General features: G+C 74.0%; 13 protein-coding genes and 1 pseudogene. 11 read left to right on the top strand and 3 right to left on the bottom strand.

Annotated elements, in window-relative coordinates; translation table 11 throughout:
* Positions 1 to 41: 41 nt before the first annotated feature.
* The 6 genes from ACZ402_RS19455 to ACZ402_RS19430 all read left to right on the top strand — a co-directional run bounded on the left by ACZ402_RS19455 (position 42) and on the right by ACZ402_RS19430 (position 8,065).
* A complete protein-coding gene (locus ACZ402_RS19455; protein ID WP_375825084.1) occupies positions 42 to 1,289 on the top strand; it encodes a PQQ-dependent sugar dehydrogenase in 1,248 nt (415 codons plus the stop codon).
* 373 nt (positions 1,290 to 1,662) lie between these two features.
* On the top strand, positions 1,663 to 2,946 hold the full coding sequence (locus ACZ402_RS19450) for an aggregation-promoting factor C-terminal-like domain-containing protein (protein WP_375825085.1): 1,284 nt from the start codon (positions 1,663 to 1,665) through the stop codon (positions 2,944 to 2,946).
* A gap of 112 nt (positions 2,947 to 3,058) precedes the next feature.
* The gene (locus ACZ402_RS19445; RefSeq protein ID WP_375825086.1) at positions 3,059 to 3,778 is read left to right on the top strand and encodes a hypothetical protein; all 720 of its coding nucleotides are present in this window, start codon (positions 3,059 to 3,061) and stop codon (positions 3,776 to 3,778) included.
* A gap of 76 nt (positions 3,779 to 3,854) precedes the next feature.
* Positions 3,855 to 5,648, top strand: coding sequence for a methionine--tRNA ligase (gene metG / locus ACZ402_RS19440; RefSeq protein WP_375825087.1), 1,794 nt, complete (start codon positions 3,855 to 3,857; stop codon positions 5,646 to 5,648).
* A gap of 2 nt (positions 5,649 to 5,650) precedes the next feature.
* On the top strand, positions 5,651 to 6,712 hold the full coding sequence (locus ACZ402_RS19435; RefSeq protein ID WP_375825088.1) for a TatD family hydrolase: 1,062 nt from the start codon (positions 5,651 to 5,653) through the stop codon (positions 6,710 to 6,712).
* A gap of 186 nt (positions 6,713 to 6,898) precedes the next feature.
* Positions 6,899 to 8,065, top strand: a complete 1,167-nt coding sequence (locus ACZ402_RS19430) for an aggregation-promoting factor C-terminal-like domain-containing protein (protein WP_375825090.1) — start codon at positions 6,899 to 6,901, stop codon at positions 8,063 to 8,065.
* A gap of 199 nt (positions 8,066 to 8,264) precedes the next feature.
* Here ACZ402_RS19430 and ACZ402_RS19425 read toward each other — a convergent pair whose 3' ends face one another.
* Together ACZ402_RS19425 and ACZ402_RS19420 are read right to left on the bottom strand one after the other, a co-directional pair.
* Positions 8,265 to 8,672 (bottom strand): transposase, encoded by a 408-nt coding sequence (locus ACZ402_RS19425; RefSeq protein ID WP_465285923.1) that lies wholly within the window; start codon positions 8,670 to 8,672, stop codon positions 8,265 to 8,267.
* A pseudogene (locus tag ACZ402_RS19420) lies at positions 8,672 to 9,046 on the bottom strand (transposase); the annotation flags it as partial. The gene ACZ402_RS19425 and the pseudogene ACZ402_RS19420, both read right to left, overlap by 1 nt.
* Here ACZ402_RS19420 and ACZ402_RS19415 point away from each other — a divergent pair.
* Positions 9,019 to 10,479: an RNA-guided endonuclease InsQ/TnpB family protein gene (locus ACZ402_RS19415; RefSeq protein WP_375825091.1), complete on the top strand. Its 1,461-nt coding sequence runs from the start codon at positions 9,019 to 9,021 to the stop codon at positions 10,477 to 10,479. The pseudogene ACZ402_RS19420 and the gene ACZ402_RS19415 sit on opposite strands and share 28 nt — an antisense overlap.
* On the opposite strand, the gene ACZ402_RS19410 is transcribed toward ACZ402_RS19415, so the two are convergent.
* Positions 10,476 to 10,862, bottom strand: a complete 387-nt coding sequence (locus ACZ402_RS19410) for a VOC family protein (protein ID WP_375825092.1) — start codon at positions 10,860 to 10,862, stop codon at positions 10,476 to 10,478. The two genes, ACZ402_RS19415 and ACZ402_RS19410, sit on opposite strands and share 4 nt — an antisense overlap.
* 143 nt (positions 10,863 to 11,005) lie before the next feature.
* Here ACZ402_RS19410 and ACZ402_RS19405 point away from each other — a divergent pair, with 143 nt between their 5' ends.
* The 4 genes from ACZ402_RS19405 (at position 11,006) to ACZ402_RS19390 (ending at position 15,744) form a co-directional block, all read left to right on the top strand.
* Positions 11,006 to 12,016: a helix-turn-helix transcriptional regulator gene (locus tag ACZ402_RS19405; protein WP_375825093.1), complete on the top strand. Its 1,011-nt coding sequence runs from the start codon at positions 11,006 to 11,008 to the stop codon at positions 12,014 to 12,016.
* A gap of 333 nt (positions 12,017 to 12,349) precedes the next feature.
* Positions 12,350 to 13,744: a transglycosylase family protein gene (locus ACZ402_RS19400; RefSeq protein WP_375825094.1), complete on the top strand. Its 1,395-nt coding sequence runs from the start codon at positions 12,350 to 12,352 to the stop codon at positions 13,742 to 13,744.
* 114 nt (positions 13,745 to 13,858) lie between these two features.
* Positions 13,859 to 14,797, top strand: coding sequence for a 16S rRNA (adenine(1518)-N(6)/adenine(1519)-N(6))-dimethyltransferase RsmA (gene rsmA, locus ACZ402_RS19395; RefSeq protein WP_375825095.1), 939 nt, complete (start codon positions 13,859 to 13,861; stop codon positions 14,795 to 14,797).
* Positions 14,794 to 15,744, top strand: coding sequence for a 4-(cytidine 5'-diphospho)-2-C-methyl-D-erythritol kinase (locus tag ACZ402_RS19390; protein WP_375825096.1), 951 nt, complete (start codon positions 14,794 to 14,796; stop codon positions 15,742 to 15,744). The genes rsmA and ACZ402_RS19390 overlap by 4 nt, the downstream gene beginning before the upstream one ends.
* Positions 15,745 to 15,947 lie beyond the last annotated feature (203 nt).

The following is a 15,947-nucleotide window of genomic DNA, read 5'->3' as shown; positions in this document are numbered from 1 at the left end:
CGCCTCGTGCGACGGCGACCGCGGCGCGCGACGATGGGCGCATGCCCACGAACCGGTCGACCGCGCGTCGGGCGAGGTCCGCGGTCGTGGTGGGGGCCGCCGTCGTGCTGCTGGCGGCGTGCACGCCCGACGACGGCCCGGAACCCGCACCGGGGCCGTCGGTCACGACGGCCACCGCCGAGCCGAGCGAACCCGCGGAGACGAGCGCGCCGGCACCCGAGCCCGGTCTCGCCGTCGTGCCCGAGGTGCGGGTGGACGTGACCGAGGTGGCGACCGGGCTCCCCGCGCCGTGGGGGCTCGCGGCGCTCGCGGACGGGACGCTGCTCGTCTCGCTGCGCGACGAGCGCGGCCTGGTCGTCGTGGACCCGGCGTCGGGCGCCGTCGAGCCGGTCACGGGACCGGGCGCGGACGACCTGCACGACGGCACGGTCGCGACGGGCGAGTCGGGTCTGCTCGGGGTGGCGGTCGGACCCGAGGGCGGCGCAGCACCGGGGGAGGTGTTCGTCTACCGGACCGCCGCCGGAGGCAACGAGGTCCTGCGGGGGACGCTCGCCGGTCGCGAGCTGTCGGCCCTCTCCCCGATCCTCCAGGGCATCCCCGCGGCCTCCACGCACGACGGCGGCCGGCTCGCGTTCGGGCCCGACGGCTACCTCTACGTGACGACGGGGGACGCGCAGCAGCGCGGCGCGGCGCAGGTCGCGGGTGCGCTCAACGGCAAGATCCTGCGCCTGACGGTGGACGGCGCGCCCGCGCCGGGGAACCCGGACCCGGCCTCGCCGGTGTGGAGCCTGGGGCACCGCAACGTCCAGGGGATCGCGTGGGACGTGACGGGCCGGATGCTGGCGTCGGAGTTCGGCCAGGACACGTTCGACGAGCTCAACGTCGTCGTGCCGGGCGGGAACTACGGCTGGCCGGAGGTCGAGGGGGTGGGCGGCGCGGAGTCGGGGTTCGTGGACCCGGTGGCGACGTGGTCGACGTCGGACGCCTCGCCGAGCGGGCTGGCCGCGACCCGCGAGGGCGCGTACCTGGCGGGGCTGCGGGGCCAGGCGCTGTGGCGCGTGCCCTTCGCGACGCCCGACGGCGGGACGTCGGCCGCCGCGTTCGGCCCGCCCCAGGCCGTGCTCACGGACCGGGGTCGGCTGCGCGCCGTCCTGGTGGACCCGGCGACGCCGCTCGGGGCCGACGGGAGCTCCGTGCTGTACGTGCTGACCAACAACACCGACGGGCGCGGGGACCCGCGCGACGGCGACGACCGGCTGCTGCGGGTCGCGGTGACGCCCGCGGGGTGAGGCCGCCGCGAGTCCGCGCGTTGTCGGGGGATCGCCGTCGCGAGATCGGCCCGAGCGTCCGAGATCGACCCTCGGGAGGTCGATCTCGACACGGACGGGTCGATCTCGGCGGATGTGCGGGCTGAGCAGGTGGTTTGGGTTGTGATAACGAATCGGTTACGGTCGAGTGTCTCGCGTTGCCGCTCGCCGGGGACAGGTGTATTGGTCGGCCGTGGGGCGCGGTCTTCGTCGAGCACCCAAGGTGCCAGGAGCCCGCAGGACGGCCGGATCGGCTGGTCGAACCGGGTGACGCCCGCGCCGTAGCGCGGAGCGCCCCGGGGCGCGCGTGCGCCGTCGACCCCCGTGCCCGGGACCCCCGACGACTTGGACCAGAGTGCACAACCCCTTCCGCTTCCGCGCGCCCCAGAACCGTGACGTCGAGACCACGACCTCGGACGTCGCCCCCGTCGAGACCACCCCGGAGACCTCCGAGACGCCCAGCCGTCGCGCCGCCCGCACCGCGCGGACCCTGCGCGCGACCCGCCGGCGCCGCTGGTCGATCGTCGGCGCGGCGACCGCCGTCGCCCTCGTCGGCTCGGGCGCCGTCGCCTACGGCGAGGCCAGCAAGACCGTGACGATCGACGTCGACGGCGAGGTGACGACCGTCAGCACGCTCGCCGGCTCGGTCTCCGGCGCGCTCGACGCCGCCGGCGTCGACGTCGGCACGCGCGACCAGGTCGCGCCCGACCCCGGGTCGGCCCTCGACGACGGCGACGAGGTCGTGGTGCGCCTCGGCAAGAAGGTCACCGTCCAGACCGACGGCGAGCAGTCCGACGTCTGGCTCACCGCGCTCGACGCGGACGAGGCGCTGCAGACCCTCGCCGAGCGCGGCGGCGACGTGCGCCTCGTCGCGTCCCGGTCCGGCGAGCGCGCGTCGCTCGACCTGCGCCTCGACACCGACGGCCCGGTGAACGTCGTCGCCGACGGCACGACGACGGTCGCCCCGGACGGCAGCATCGGCATCCCCGCCATCCTCGACCAGCAGGACATCGAGCTCGGCGAGCTCGACCGCGTGAGCGTGCAGCGCGTCGACGCGCCCGAGCCCGGCGCGCCCACGGTCTCGCTCGTCGTCCAGCGCGTCGTCGTCGAGCAGCAGCAGACGACGACGCCCGTCCCGCACGGGACCGTCCAGCAGCCCGACGACTCGAAGTACACCGACGAGTCCGCCGTCGCCCAGACCGGAGCCGACGGCGTGACCACGACGACGTTCGAGGTCACCCTCGTGGACGGCGTCGAGGAGTCGCGCGAGCAGCTCTCCCAGGAGGTCACGACCGCGCCCGTGGACGAGGTCGTCGTGACCGGGACGCAGGAGCGCCCGAAGGACCCACGCTCGATCGGGCAGGCCATGGCCGCCGCGCGCGGCTGGACCGGGTCGCAGTGGACGTGCCTCGAGAAGCTGTGGACCAAGGAGTCCAACTGGAACCCGACGGCGGACAACCCGACGTCGAGCGCCTACGGCATCCCGCAGTCGCTCCCCGGCTCGAAGATGGCTAGCAAGGGCGCCGACTGGGCGACCAACCCCGCGACGCAGATCGCCTGGGGCCTGGACTACATCGCCGGCTCGTACGGCTCGCCCTGCGGCGCGTGGTCCCACTCGCAGGCCACCAACTGGTACTGAGCACGAACCTCCCGAGCCGACCGGCTCCGGACGGGCGTCGTCCCCGGTTCCTCGGCAGGCTCTGCACGCCGTCGCCACCGGGGTGAGCGACCGGTCCGATAGCGTCCGCGGCGTGGGAGGGCAGGGAGAGAGCGGGAGCGACGGGCGCGTGCGCGCGCTTCTCGTGCCCGCGACGGTGCTCCTCCTCCTCGTCGTGTCGGTGGCAGCGGTCGGCGGGGTGCTGCTGGGGCGGGCCCTCGACCGCTCGGTGCCGGCTGCCGAGGACGGGTGGCGCGCGTGGCGCGGGGTGGACGAGGACGACGAGCGGTACGTCGCCGACCTGGTCGCAGACGCCGGGGCGTGGCCTGGGACCGACGACGTGACGGGTCCGGACCGGATCGGTCGAGGGTTCCTCGAGCCGACGGTCAGGGTCGCCTTGACCGTGACCGTCGACGAGCGGCCGAGCCGTCCCGACCTCGACGCGCTGAGCGAGCGGATCTGCGGGTCGACGCGCGCGGGGGACGCGCAGGGGTTCGAGGTCTCCGTCCTGCTGGTGCGCGACGACGCCCTCGTGGACGTCCGGTGCCTCGACCCGGCGGGGGCGCCGCTGGTCGCCGCCGTGCTTGCCGGCGCCTTCGCCACCGCGTCGGGCGACCTCGACGCCCTCGGGGCGAGCGTCTTCGTCTCCGAGCCGCCGGCCGAGCCACGACCCGACCAGCCCGGAGGAGCGAGCGTCCGGATGACGCTCACGCCCACAGGGCACGAGGTCGCCGGTCCCGCGGTGCAACGGTGGGTGCTGCTCGCCCGGGAGGCGGGCTTCTCCGCGGTCGACGTCCGGGTGGGCGACGCGTGACCTCGCGCCGACGACGCATGGTCACGACCCGGACCGCGCCGCGACCGGACGTCCGTCCCGACTAGGATCGGGCACCATGACCCACATCCTCTCGGCCGTGGCGTGGCCGTATGCCAACGGGCCGCGCCACATCGGCCACGTCGCAGGTTTCGGTGTCCCGTCGGACGTCTTCAGCCGGCACATGCGCATGGCGGGTCACGACGTCCTCATGGTCTCGGGCACCGACGAGCACGGGACGCCGATCCTCGTGCAGGCGGACAAGGAGGGCGTGACGCCGCAGGAGCTCGCGGACCGGTACAACCGCGTCATCGTCGAGGACCTGCACCAGCTCGGGCTCTCGTACGACCTGTTCACCCGGACCACGACGCGCAACCACTACGCCGTCGTGCAGGAGATGTTCCGCACGGTCCACAAGAACGGGTACATGGTCGAGCAGACGACCATGGGCGCGATCTCGCCGTCGACCGGCCGCACGCTGCCCGACCGCTACATCGAGGGCACGTGCCCCATCTGCGGCTACGACGGCGCGCGCGGCGACCAGTGCGACAACTGCGGCAACCAGCTCGACGCGATCGACCTCGTCAACCCGCACAGCCGCATCAACGGCGAGACGCCCAAGTTCGTCGAGTCGAACCACTTCTTCCTCGACCTGCCCGCGTTCGTCGACGCGCTGGGGGACTGGCTGCGCACGCGCACCGCGTGGCGCCCGAACGTCCTGAAGTTCTCGCTCAACCTGCTCGACGACGTGCGCCCGCGCGCCATGACGCGCGACATCGACTGGGGCATCCCCGTCCCGCTGGAGGGTTGGGAGTCCAACCCGAGCAAGCGCCTCTACGTGTGGTTCGACGCGGTGATCGGCTACCTGTCGGCCTCGATCGAGTGGGCGCGGCGCAGCGGCGACCCGGACGCGTGGCGCGCGTTCTGGAACGACCCCGAGGCCCGCTCGTACTACTTCATGGGCAAGGACAACATCACGTTCCACTCCCAGATCTGGCCGGCCGAGCTGCTCGCCTACGACGGCCGGGGGAGCAAGGGCGGGGCGCCGGGCCCGTACGGGAACCTGCAGCTCCCGACGGAGGTCGTGTCGAGCGAGTTCCTCAACGTCGAGGGCCAGAAGTTCTCCTCCTCGCGGGGCGTCGTCATCTACGTGCGCGACATGCTGGCCCGCTACCAGCCGGACGCGTTCCGCTACTACGTCGCGTCGGCGGGCCCGGAGACGCAGGACGTCGACTTCACGTGGGCGGACTTCCAGCGCCGCACGAACGACGAGCTCGTCGCGGGCTGGGGCAACCTCGTGAACCGCACGGCGAACCTGGTGCACAAGAACTTCGGGGCGATCCCGGAGCCGGGCCAGCGCCAGCCGATCGACGAGGGCGTCCTCGCGACGACGACGACCGCGTTCGGCCGGGTGGGCGAGCTCATCGCGACGCACCGCCAGCGCGCGGCCGTCGCGGAGGCGATGAAGACGGTGGGCGAGGTGAACAAGTACGTGTCGGACACCGAGCCCTGGAAGCTCAAGACCGACCCGGACCGGCTCGCGACCGTGCTCCACACCGTGACCCAGGCGGTGAGCGACCTCAACACGATCCTGTCGCCGTTCCTGCCGCACTCGGCGCAGCAGGTGCACGAGGCGTTCGGCGGCACGGGCACCATCGCGCCGCAGCCGCGCATCGACGAGGTGACCGACCTCGACGACGACTCGCGCCGCTACCCGATCATCACGGGCGACTACCGCGCCGAGGGCCTGGCGACGTGGGAGCCGAAGGCCGTCGTGCCGGGCACGCCGGTCGGCAAGCCGACGCCGGTGTTCACCAAGCTCGACGACTCGATCGTCGAGGAGGAGCTCGACCGCCTGCGCGAGACCGCCTGACCGTGGCGAAGCAGCGCGAGCGCGGCCGGCCGCCGGACCCGGAGCCGCTGCCGGTCCCCGTGGTGGACAACCACACGCACCTCGACTCGATCGCGCACGTCCTGCCCGATCCCCGGGGCCCCCGCGAGTCCCCGCAGCGGAGCGAGGACGACTCGTGGGGGTGGGGCGACGTCCCCGCCCCGAGCGTCGCGGACCACCTCGCGCGGGCGGCGGCCGTCGGGGTGGACCGGGTCGTGCAGGTCGGCTGCGACCTCCCCGCGGCCCGCTGGACCGACGCCCTCCTGCGCGGCGACCAGGCGATCTGGGGGGTCGAGCAGGCGGATCCGGCGCGTCCCGGTGCCGGGACGAGCCAGGATCACCTGGTCGACCGCGCGGGCACGGGGGTGGGGCGGCTGCTCGGGGCCGTCGCGATCCATCCCAACGAGGCGGTGCTGCACGGCGGGGTGCGGGAGGTCGGGCCGGACGGGCTCCTGCCCGACCCTCGGGCGCACCATGACGTCCCGCTCGACGACGCCGTCGCCGAGATCGCCGCGATCGCGCGCGGCAACGACCGCGTGCGGGCGATCGGCGAGACGGGGATGGACCTGTTCCGTACCGGACCGCGAGGAGAGGCTGTACAGCGGGAGTCGTTCCGGGCGCACGTCGCGCTCGCGAAGGAGCTGGGCCTCGCGCTGCAGATCCACGACCGCGACGCGCACGCCGAGGTGCTCGACGTGCTCGCGCGGGACGGTGCCCCGGAGCGGACGGTCTTCCACTGCTACTCGGGCGACGCGGCGATGGCCCGGTTCTGCGCGGAGCAGGGCTGGTACCTGTCGTTCGCGGGCCCGGTGACGTTCCGCGCGAACGACGAGCTGCGGGCCGCCCTGCGCGAGGTGCCGCTCGGGCAGGTCCTGGTCGAGACGGACGCGCCGTACCTCACGCCGCACCCGTACCGGGGCCGTCCCAACGCCCCGTACGTGCTGCCGACGACGGTCCGTACCGTCGCCGAGGTGGTGGACCTGCCGCTCGCGGACGTCTGCGCGCGGCTCGCCGCGACGTCGGTCGCGGTCTACGGGCCCTGGTGACGCGGGCACGACGGAGGGGGAGCCGTCGCCGCGCGTCGCCGCCCGTTCCGGGGCGAACCGGAGGTTTCGTCCTGGGTCACGTTTCGGCTACGGTCAGGTCCGTGCGTCGCGCGCCGTGCGCCGACGACGTGCCCCACCTCGCCCTCGGCGCTCGCCGCGGGCCGCTTCCCAGAAGGGACCGCGCGCGTGCTCGCACCTGACGGAACCGGTCGCCGGCGCCTGCAGCGGCTGGCGGCCCGGGGCGTCGTCGTCGCGAGCCTCGTGGTCGTCACGGGCGCGTTCGCCTCGCTCCAGAAGAGCGTCACGCTCGACGTGGACGGCGAGCTGTACGACGTCTCCGCGTACGGGCGCACGGTCGCCGAGGTGCTCGACTACCAGGACGTCACGGTCGGCGCGGAGGACCTCGTCGAGCCGGGCCTGACGGACTCCGCGCACGACGGCGGCACGATCGTCGTCCGGACGAGCCACGACGTGACGATCGAGATCGACGGTCAGGTCCAGACGATCTCGACGACGGCGCGCACCGTCGGGGAGCTCCTCACCTACCTCGGCCCGCGCGCCGAGGGAGCCGTGACCGAGGTGTCCCGCACCCAGGCGCTCGGTCGCGACCCGATCCGGGTCTCCACGCTCAAGACCGTGCACGTCGCCGTCGACGGCGCGGTCATGCCCATCACGACGGCGGAGCCCACGGTGCGCGGTGTCCTCGCCACGGCCGGCATCGTGCTGGCCGAGGGCGACAGCACGTCCGCGCCCCTCGACGCGGCGGCCGTGGACGGGATGCTCGTCCTCGTGAGCCGGGCCGCCGCGTCGGCCACGACGGTCACCGAGGTGCTGCCCTTCACCACGGAGGAGGTCGAGGACCCGAACCTGCCGAAGGGGCACCGGGTCGTCGTCCAGTCCGGCCGCGTGGGCGAGGCGACCACGACGTACGCCGTCCAGACCCTCGGCGGCGCCGAGGTGTCGCGCACCGTCCTCACGCGCACGGTCACGACGGAGCCGCGCAACGAGATCATCAAGGTCGGGACGATGGACATCTCGGTCTCCGTGGACCCCGGCTCGGCGCGGGCGATCGGCCGCTCGCTCGCGGCCCAGCGCGGCTGGGGCGACGACGAGTTCACGTGCCTCGACAAGCTGTGGACCAAGGAGAGCAACTGGCGGGTCGACGCCGACAACCCGAGCTCGAGCGCGTACGGGATCCCGCAGGCGCTGCCCGGGTCCAAGATGTCGAGCGCGGGCTCCGACTGGCGCACCAACCCGGCGACCCAGATCACGTGGGGCCTCGGCTACATCGAGGGCCGGTACGGCACGCCCTGCTCGGCGTGGTCGCACTCGGTCGCCAAGGGTTGGTACTGAGGCCGGCGCGGCGCCCGCGGTCCGCGGGCACCGCGGCACGCTAACGCCTGTCGAACAACTACCCGTGGCGATCAAGGCGGCGTAAGAGGAGCCGGATCTGGGACAGGATGACGAACGCTTCGTGGGCGGTGAGTGTGGCTTCGTATTGCCGCACGAGGCGGCGGTGCCGGTTGATCCGCCCGTTCGTCCGCTCGACGACCTAGCGTCGTGGTTGAACGACGAACCCGCCGACGGGTTGGGGGCCAGAGACGATCTCCAGCTCGATCCCAGCCGCGGTTGCGGCGTCGGCGGGTGCTTGCCCGGTGTAGCCCTTGTCAGCCCAGACGTGCGCCACGGACGGGCACGGGTTCTTCGTGAGTAGGTCGGCGAACGCAGCCCTGGCCTGGACGTTCGCCGCGGTCACGTGGGCGGCCAGGAGTCGTCCGGCGGTGTCGACGAGGATGTGCCGTTTGACGCCCTCGACCTTCTTCACACCGTCGAAGCCGCGCCCACCGGGGACCGGAGTGCTCTTGACGGAGACGAGTCCACGACGGCAGCCGTCGGCTGCTGGTCGCGGCCGTCGTGGACGCGGTCTTCGGCGCGCAAGACGGCGAGGACCTGCTCCCACAGCCGTCTGTTCGTCCACCGGGTGAATTGCTTGTGGGCCGCGGACCAGGAGACGGTGAAGTCGTGCGGGAGCGCCCGCCACGGGATGCGCGTGGTCACGACGAAGAGAAGTGCGCCTGAGTACTCGCGCCACCGGTGCTCGCAGCAAGGCCGCCCGCCGCGGGTGCGGGTGGGGATCTCGAGCGCGGGGATGCGCGCCCAGGCCGTGTCGGTCAGGTCGGACGGGTAAGGGCGTCGCGGTGATAGTTCACACGTGCGCCATCGTCCTGACCAGGTCTGACATCCCGTCGTTGTCGGTGCCGGCCGGTAGCGTCCTGGTCGTGTCGAGGCATACGACGTTCCAGCTGGTGGCTGACCCCACCGCGGAGCAGGCACGCGCCCTGGCCCGGCACGAGGGCGCCGCCCGGTTCGCGTTCAACCAGGGCCTGCGCTTGCACCTGAATGCCCGCACGGCCGGCAAGCGCGACGGCTTCGAGGTGAAGGTCCCGTGGACCGGGTTCGACTTGATCAATGCGTTCAACGCGTGGAAGAAGACCGAGGACGCCGGGCGCCGCTTCGTCGTCGACGGTGCGGGTGTCGCCGAGCTGGAGGTCACGGGCCGGGCCTGGCGGACTGAAGTCAGCGCCCAAGTGTTCGAGGAAGCCGTGGTTGATCTCGGCAAAGCCTTGAAGGCGTGGACCGACTCCCGGCGTGGCAAGCGCGCCGGCCGGCCGGTCGGGCATCCCCGGTTCAAGAAGAAGAACCACGAACGCGGCTCGTTCCGCATGCGCAACAAGACTTCGAGGACGAAGACCGGCGAGCGCGCCACGATCCGGCTCGGTGAGGCCGGTCCTCGCTCGGTGACGCTGCCCGGGATCGGCGCCATCAAGGTCCATGACGACACCCGACGCCTGCGACGGATGCTCGCCAAGGGTCGGGCACGGATCCTGTTCGCGACCGTCTCCCGGCGTGGCGGGCGGTGGCGCATCAGCGTGAACGTCGAAGCCGCCGACCTGCACCCCGGCGCCCAGCATCCTGTCCGCGACGCCGAGGACCATGGCGGGTGGGCGGGCGTTGATCGTGGCCTGCACGCACCCATCGTCGTCGCCCTGGCTGGCGGCGAGCAGGTACTCCGCATCGACGTGGCGCCCAAGGCCCTGCGGGCGGCGCAACCCGTGACCCGGCGGCTGCAGAAGTCCGTGTCCCGCAAGGTCAAGGGCTCCGCCAGCCGGCGTGCCGCCGTGCGCCGCCTCGCCCGTCACCACGAGCGGGTTCGTGCCCGCCGTCATCACTTCCTGCACCAGGTCTCCAACCTGCTGGTCCAGACCCACGACCGGCTCGTCATCGAAGACCTGAACATCCAAGGGATGCTCGCCAACCACCGGCTCGCCGCAGCCATCTCTGATGCGGCCTGGGGTGAGCTCGCCCGCCAGATCACCTACAAGCAATCCTGGCGAGGCGGCCACGTCCTGACCGCAGACCGGTGGTTCGCGTCATCAAAGACCTGCTCCGCGTGCGGGAACGTCAACCAGACACTCACGCTCGCCGATCGCGTCTTCGTCTGCGAGCACTGCGGGCACACCACCGACCGCGATCTGAACGCCGCGGTCAATCTCGCCACCTGGGGCGAGCGCCGCTTCTCCCAGGTCCTGGCCCCCGAAGCACGAGGCCAGGTCACCAACGCCCACCGACGGGAAGGCTCTGGCCCGCGCATTCGCGCGAGTGAAACCAGCCCGGACGACGTGGGAACCCTCGCCGCCACCGCGGCATCGGGACGTCCGAGAACGACGCTGCCGAACACTTCACCGAGGTTGTTCGACAGGCTTTAGCCCTCCAGCATCTCCAGGTAGTGCGGGTTCTGTATGATCCCGAGCACGTTGCCGAACGGGTCGACCACCGACGCCGTGACGAAGCCCGTGCCCTCCCCGCGCTCGACGACCCCCTCGTACTCGGTCGCGCCGAGCGCGAGCAGCCGGGCGAACGCGTCGCGCACGTCGTCGACGTGCCAGTTCACGATCGCGCCCCCGGGGGTCTCCGGCTGCGGACGCGGGGACCAGGACCGGGCGATGATGCCGAGCTCGTCCTGGCGGTCGCCGACCCGGAACTCGACGTACCCGCCGGGGACCACGTAGTACGGCTCCGTCCCGAGCACCTCCGCGTACCACGCGGACGCGGCCTCCAGGTCGTCGGCCCACAGGTTCAGCGTCGCCATCCCACGCAGCATGCTCGTCTCCCTCGTCGTCGTCCCCGGGATCGAGCCCGGGGACCGCGGTCGTCGACCCGGCGGGACCGACACCAGGACAGTAGGACCCCATGCGGAACGTGCGGTTCCGCAGGGTGCGGCAGGATGGATCCGTGCTCGACACCTCCGTGCGACTCCTGCGCCTCCTGGCGCTCCTCCCGACGCGGCCCACGTGGTCGGGCCCCGAGCTGGCCGAGCGGCTCGGCGTCACGACCCGCACGGTCCGCAACGACGTGGAGCGGCTGCGACTCCTGGGCTACGAGGTGCGCTCGGCGCCGGGGACCGCGGGCGGCTACCGGCTCGGGTCCGGGACCGCGCTGCCCCCGCTCCTGCTCGACGACGAGGAGGCTGCCGTCGTCGCGGTGTCGCTGCGGGCCGCCGCGACGGGGTCGATCACAGGGGTGGAGGACGCCGCGCGTCGCGCGCTCGTCAAGCTCGACACCGTGCTGCCCGCCCGGCTGCGCGCCCGGGCGGACGCCCTGCGCGCCGCGGTCGCGAGCGCACCGGTGGCGGGGCCGTCGGTCGACGCGCGGGTGCTCTCCGAGATCGCGGGCGCCGTCGCGGCGCGGACCGGGCTGCGCCTCGAGTACCGGGCCCACGACGGGACGACCACGGCCCGCGCGGTCGAGCCGTACCGGCTCGTGCACCTGGGGCGTCGGTGGTACCTCCTGGCGTTCGACCTGGGCCGCGAGGACTGGCGGACCTTCCGCCTCGACCGGCTGCGCCTGCGCACGCCCGGCGGACCGCGCTTCACGCCCCGCCCCGTGCCGGGCGGCGACGCCGTCGCCTACGTGGTCCGCGGGGTGGGGTCGATCGCGTCGGCGCACCCCGCCCGCGTGCGCCTGCACGCGCCGGCGAGCGTCGTGGCGGAGCGGCTCGCGCCGGAGGCGGGGGTGCTCGTCGACGACGGGCCGGACGCGTGCGTGCTGGAGACCGGGGGGACGTCGCTCGCCCGGCTCGCCGGGTCCCTGCTGGGCCTCGACGTCGACCTCACGGTCCTCAACCCGCCCGAGCTGGCGGCGACGCTGGCTCGGGTCGGGGCGCGCGCGGCACGGTCCGGGCGTGCGCGACCGGGCGCTGCGGAGGGTGCCCTCGCGCGTGACGTCGACGGTGACGCCGGGTGAGAAGCGCGTGGAGACGCCCGTGACATACGCCTAGAAATCCGGACAGAACCTCCCAGTCTAGCGGCGTGGGGGTTGGAGTTCGATAACGGATCGGTTACGGTCGAACGTCGCTCGCGTGCGAACGGCATGCCCTCGCGGTCCTTCCGGACCACGGGAGGCGTGCCCGGACCGCGCGGGCGGTGCGCCGTCGTCGGGCCCTGGGGAAGGGGCGCCGGGGTTGGCGCCGGCAGCCGGATCGGCCGCTCGAGACCCGCGGACGCACGTGTGCGCCCGCCGCGGAGGACGCACGTCCCCCGCGGGCCGCGGGTGGTGCGCACGCGCCGTCGAGCCTCCGTGCCCGGGACCCCCGACGACTGGACCCGAGTGAAGAACCCCTTCCACCGGACCGCTGACGCGGCCGGCGCCCCCGAGAGCGCCGACACGACCCTCCAGAACCCCCCGACCCTCGCCGACGGCCCCGCGGAGAGCCCCGCGACCACCGCCCGCCGTCGCCGCCGCTGGCCCCTCGTGGCCGGCGCCACCGCCGTCGTCCTGCTCGCGACCGGCGCCGTCGCCTACGGCAATGCGCGCAAGACCGTCCAGCTCGACGTCGACGGCCAGATCACCTCCGTCACGACCTTCGCCGGGTCCGTCGAGGGCCTGCTCGCCGAGCAGGACGTCGCCGTGGGCGACCGCGACCTCGTCGTGCCCGACGTGGACTCCGCCCTGCGCGGCGGCGGCGACGTCGTCGTGCGCTACGGGCGCGAGGTGCCCGTCCAGGTCGACGGCTCCCAGTCCTCCGTCTGGCTGACCGCGCTCGACGCGGACGAGGCCCTGACGACGCTCGCCTCGCGCGGCAGCGACGTGCGCCTCGTGGCGTCGCGCTCCGGCGAGCGCGTGTCGCTCCCGATCCGCCTCGACGCGGACGGGCCCGTGAACGTCGTCGCGGACGGCGAGACCAAGGTCGCGCCCGACGGCAGCATCGGCATCGACGCGATCCTCGACCAGCAGGGCATCCAGCTCGGCGAGCTCGACCGCGTCCACGTCGAGAAGTCGGAGCAGATCGCCGCGGCCCAGGCCGACGCCGCGGCGGCGGCCGACCCTGCCGCTGCCGACGCTGCCGCGACCGAGGACGCCGCGACCGACGCCGCGCCCGTCTCGCTCGTCGTGCAGCGCGTGAAGGTCGAGGAGGTCCCCGCCGAGGCGGCCGTCCCGTTCGAGACGGTCACCGAGGAGGACGCGAACCGCTTCAAGGACCTCGACCCGGTCGTCAAGCAGGAGGGCGCCGAGGGCGTCCACACGACCGTGCACCGCGTCACGACGGTCGACGGCGTCGAGGAGTCGCGCGAGCTCGTCTCCGAGGGCGTCACCACGCCCCCGGTGAACAAGATCCTCGTGCAGGGCACCAAGGAGCGCCCCAAGCCCGAGCCGAAGCCCACGACGCAGCAGCGCTCGTCGACCCCGTCGTCGGGCGGCTCGTCCGCGCCGGCCGCCGACCTCGGGTCCGCCCCGGACGGCGTCTGGGGCGCGCTCGCGCAGTGCGAGTCGGGCGGCAACCCCGCGACGAACACGGGCAACGGCTACTACGGCCTGTACCAGTTCTCCGCGTCCACGTGGCGTGCCATGGGCGGCTCCGGCCTCCCGTCGGAGGCCTCGGCCGCCGAGCAGACGCAGCGCGCCCAGGCGCTCCAGGCCCGCTCGGGCTGGGGCCAGTGGCCCGCGTGCGCCCGCAAGCTGGGTCTTCTCTGACCCGCTAGCACGACTCACGGCCGCACCAGGGAGGGCGGGGCGCACGGCGCCCCGCCCTCTCGTCGTCCCGCGAGGTCCGTCCCGTCGCCGCCCCGGTCGGTAGGCTTGCCTGTCATGAGCGACACCCGCGGTGCCCTGCTGGGTCCGGCCGAGATCCGTGACCTGGCGGGCCGCCTCGGCGTCCGCCCCACCAAGACCCTCGGTCAGAACTTCGTGCACGACGGCGGCACCGTCCGCAAGATCGTGCGGGCCGCGGACGTGCGCGCGGGGGAGCGCGTCGTCGAGGTCGGGCCCGGGCTCGGCTCGCTCACCCTGGGGCTGCTCGAGGCGGGCGCGAGCGTCGTCGCGGTCGAGATCGACCCGGTCCTCGCGAAGCAGCTCCCCACGACGGTCGCCGCGCACGTGCCCGACCTCGGCGACCGCCTCGAGGTCGTGGGCGCGGACGCCCTGGAGGTGACGGCCCTGCCCGGGGAGCCCCCGACGGCGCTGGTCGCCAACCTGCCGTACAACGTGGCGGTGCCCGTGCTGCTCACGTTCCTCGAGCGGTTCGACTCGCTCGAGCGCGTGCTCGTCATGGTGCAGGCCGAGGTCGCGGACCGGCTCGCCGCCCCGCCCGGGTCGCGCACGTACGGCGTCCCGTCGGTCAAGGCCGCCTGGTACGCCGACGCCCGCCGCGCCGGGACCATCGGCCGCAGCGTGTTCTGGCCGGTGCCGAACGTCGACTCCGCGCTCGTCGCGCTCGACCGCCGCGAGCCCCCGACGACGACCGCGACCCGGGAGCAGGTCTTCGCCGTCGTGGACGCCGCCTTCGCGCAGCGGCGCAAGATGCTGCGTTCCGCGCTGTCCGGCCTCGCCGGCTCCGCGAGCGTGGCCGCCGAGGTGCTCGTGGCCGCCGACGTCGACCCGCAGGCGCGCGGCGAGGTGCTCGACGTCGCGGCCTTCGCGCGCGTCGCCGAGCAGCTCGTCCGGCACGGCAGCCTCGGCGAGCGCCCGGCCGGCGGTGCCGCACCCGCGGAGCGTCGCACCGGACGACCTGGCACAGTGGACGCGTGACACCCCCGCGACCGCCGAGCATCGCCCTCGCGCCACCCCCGTCCGTCCGCGTGCGCGCACCCGGCAAGGTCAACCTCTCGCTGCGGGTCGGGGCGCTGCAGGACGACGGCTACCACCCGCTCGTGACGATCTTCCAGGCCGTCGGGCTGAGCGAGGAGGTCGTCGCCCACCAGGTGCCACCGGGCGCGGGCGTCTCGCTCGGCGTGACCGGGCTCCAGGCCGACGTCGTGCCGACCGACGAGACGAACCTCGCGTGGCGGGCCGCCGTCGCGCTCGCCGAGCACGTGGGCGTCGACCCCGACGTGCGGCTCGAGATCCACAAGGAGGTCCCCGTCGCGGGCGGCATGGCGGGCGGGTCCGCGGACGCCGCTGCCGCGCTCGTCGCGTGCGACGCGCTCTGGGAGGCCGGCGTGCCCCGCGCCGACCTCGTCCGCCTCGCCGCGGGCCTCGGGGCCGACGTCGCGTTCGGGCTCGTGGGGCACACCGCCGTCGGGACGGGGCGGGGGGACGTGCTCACGCCCGCGATGACGCGCGGCGAGTTCCACTGGGTCTTCGCCGTCCAGGCCGACGGCCTCTCCACGCCGGAGGTGTACCGCACGTTCGACGAGACCGTCGGGGGCCCGGCCGAGCTCGACCTCGCCGAGGACACCGCGCTCATGCAGGCGCTGCGCGCCGGGGACGCGGTCGGGCTCGGGCAGGTGCTGCGCAACGACCTCCAGGGCCCCGCGCTCGCCCTGCGCCCCGAGCTCCAGCGGACCCTCGACGTCGCGACCGAGGCCGGCGCGCTCGGCGCGATCGTCTCCGGCTCCGGCCCGACGGTCGCCGCCCTCGCGCGCAGCCGCCAGCACGCGCTCGCGATCGCCGCGTCGTGGACCGCGAACGACGCGTGCGACACCGTCTGGTGCACCACCGCCCCCGCCGCCGGCGCGCGCGTCGTCGCCCACTGACGAGCCTGCCCGCCGAGGGTGAACCGTGGTTGCGCGAGGTAGAGCCGTGTCCGCCGAGGTAGAGCCGTGGTTCTTGTGCTCGACGGCGTGTGGTCGCCCTGGGTGGTCGGGGTGGGTGGTGGTGCCGCGTCTACCATCCGCGCCGCTCGTTCCTCGCGTCGCTCCCGCCAGGCCCGCCACGACGCGGCACCACCACCCACCCC

It is taken from the genome of Cellulosimicrobium sp. NPDC030954, assembly GCF_055571305.1.
This window is presented reverse-complemented; position numbering and strand designations above follow the sequence as displayed.

Excerpts from the sequence above, each read along its gene's own strand:
- ACZ402_RS19455 (WP_375825084.1), top strand. The coding sequence starts at position 42 with ATGCCCACGAACCGGTCGACCGCGCGTCGGGCGAGGTCCGCGGTCGTG.
- metG (WP_375825087.1), top strand. The coding sequence starts at position 3,855 with ATGACCCACATCCTCTCGGCCGTGGCGTGGCCGTATGCCAACGGGCCG.
- ACZ402_RS19410 (WP_375825092.1), bottom strand. The coding sequence starts at position 10,862 with ATGGCGACGCTGAACCTGTGGGCCGACGACCTGGAGGCCGCGTCCGCG.
- rsmA (WP_375825095.1), top strand. The coding sequence starts at position 13,859 with ATGAGCGACACCCGCGGTGCCCTGCTGGGTCCGGCCGAGATCCGTGAC.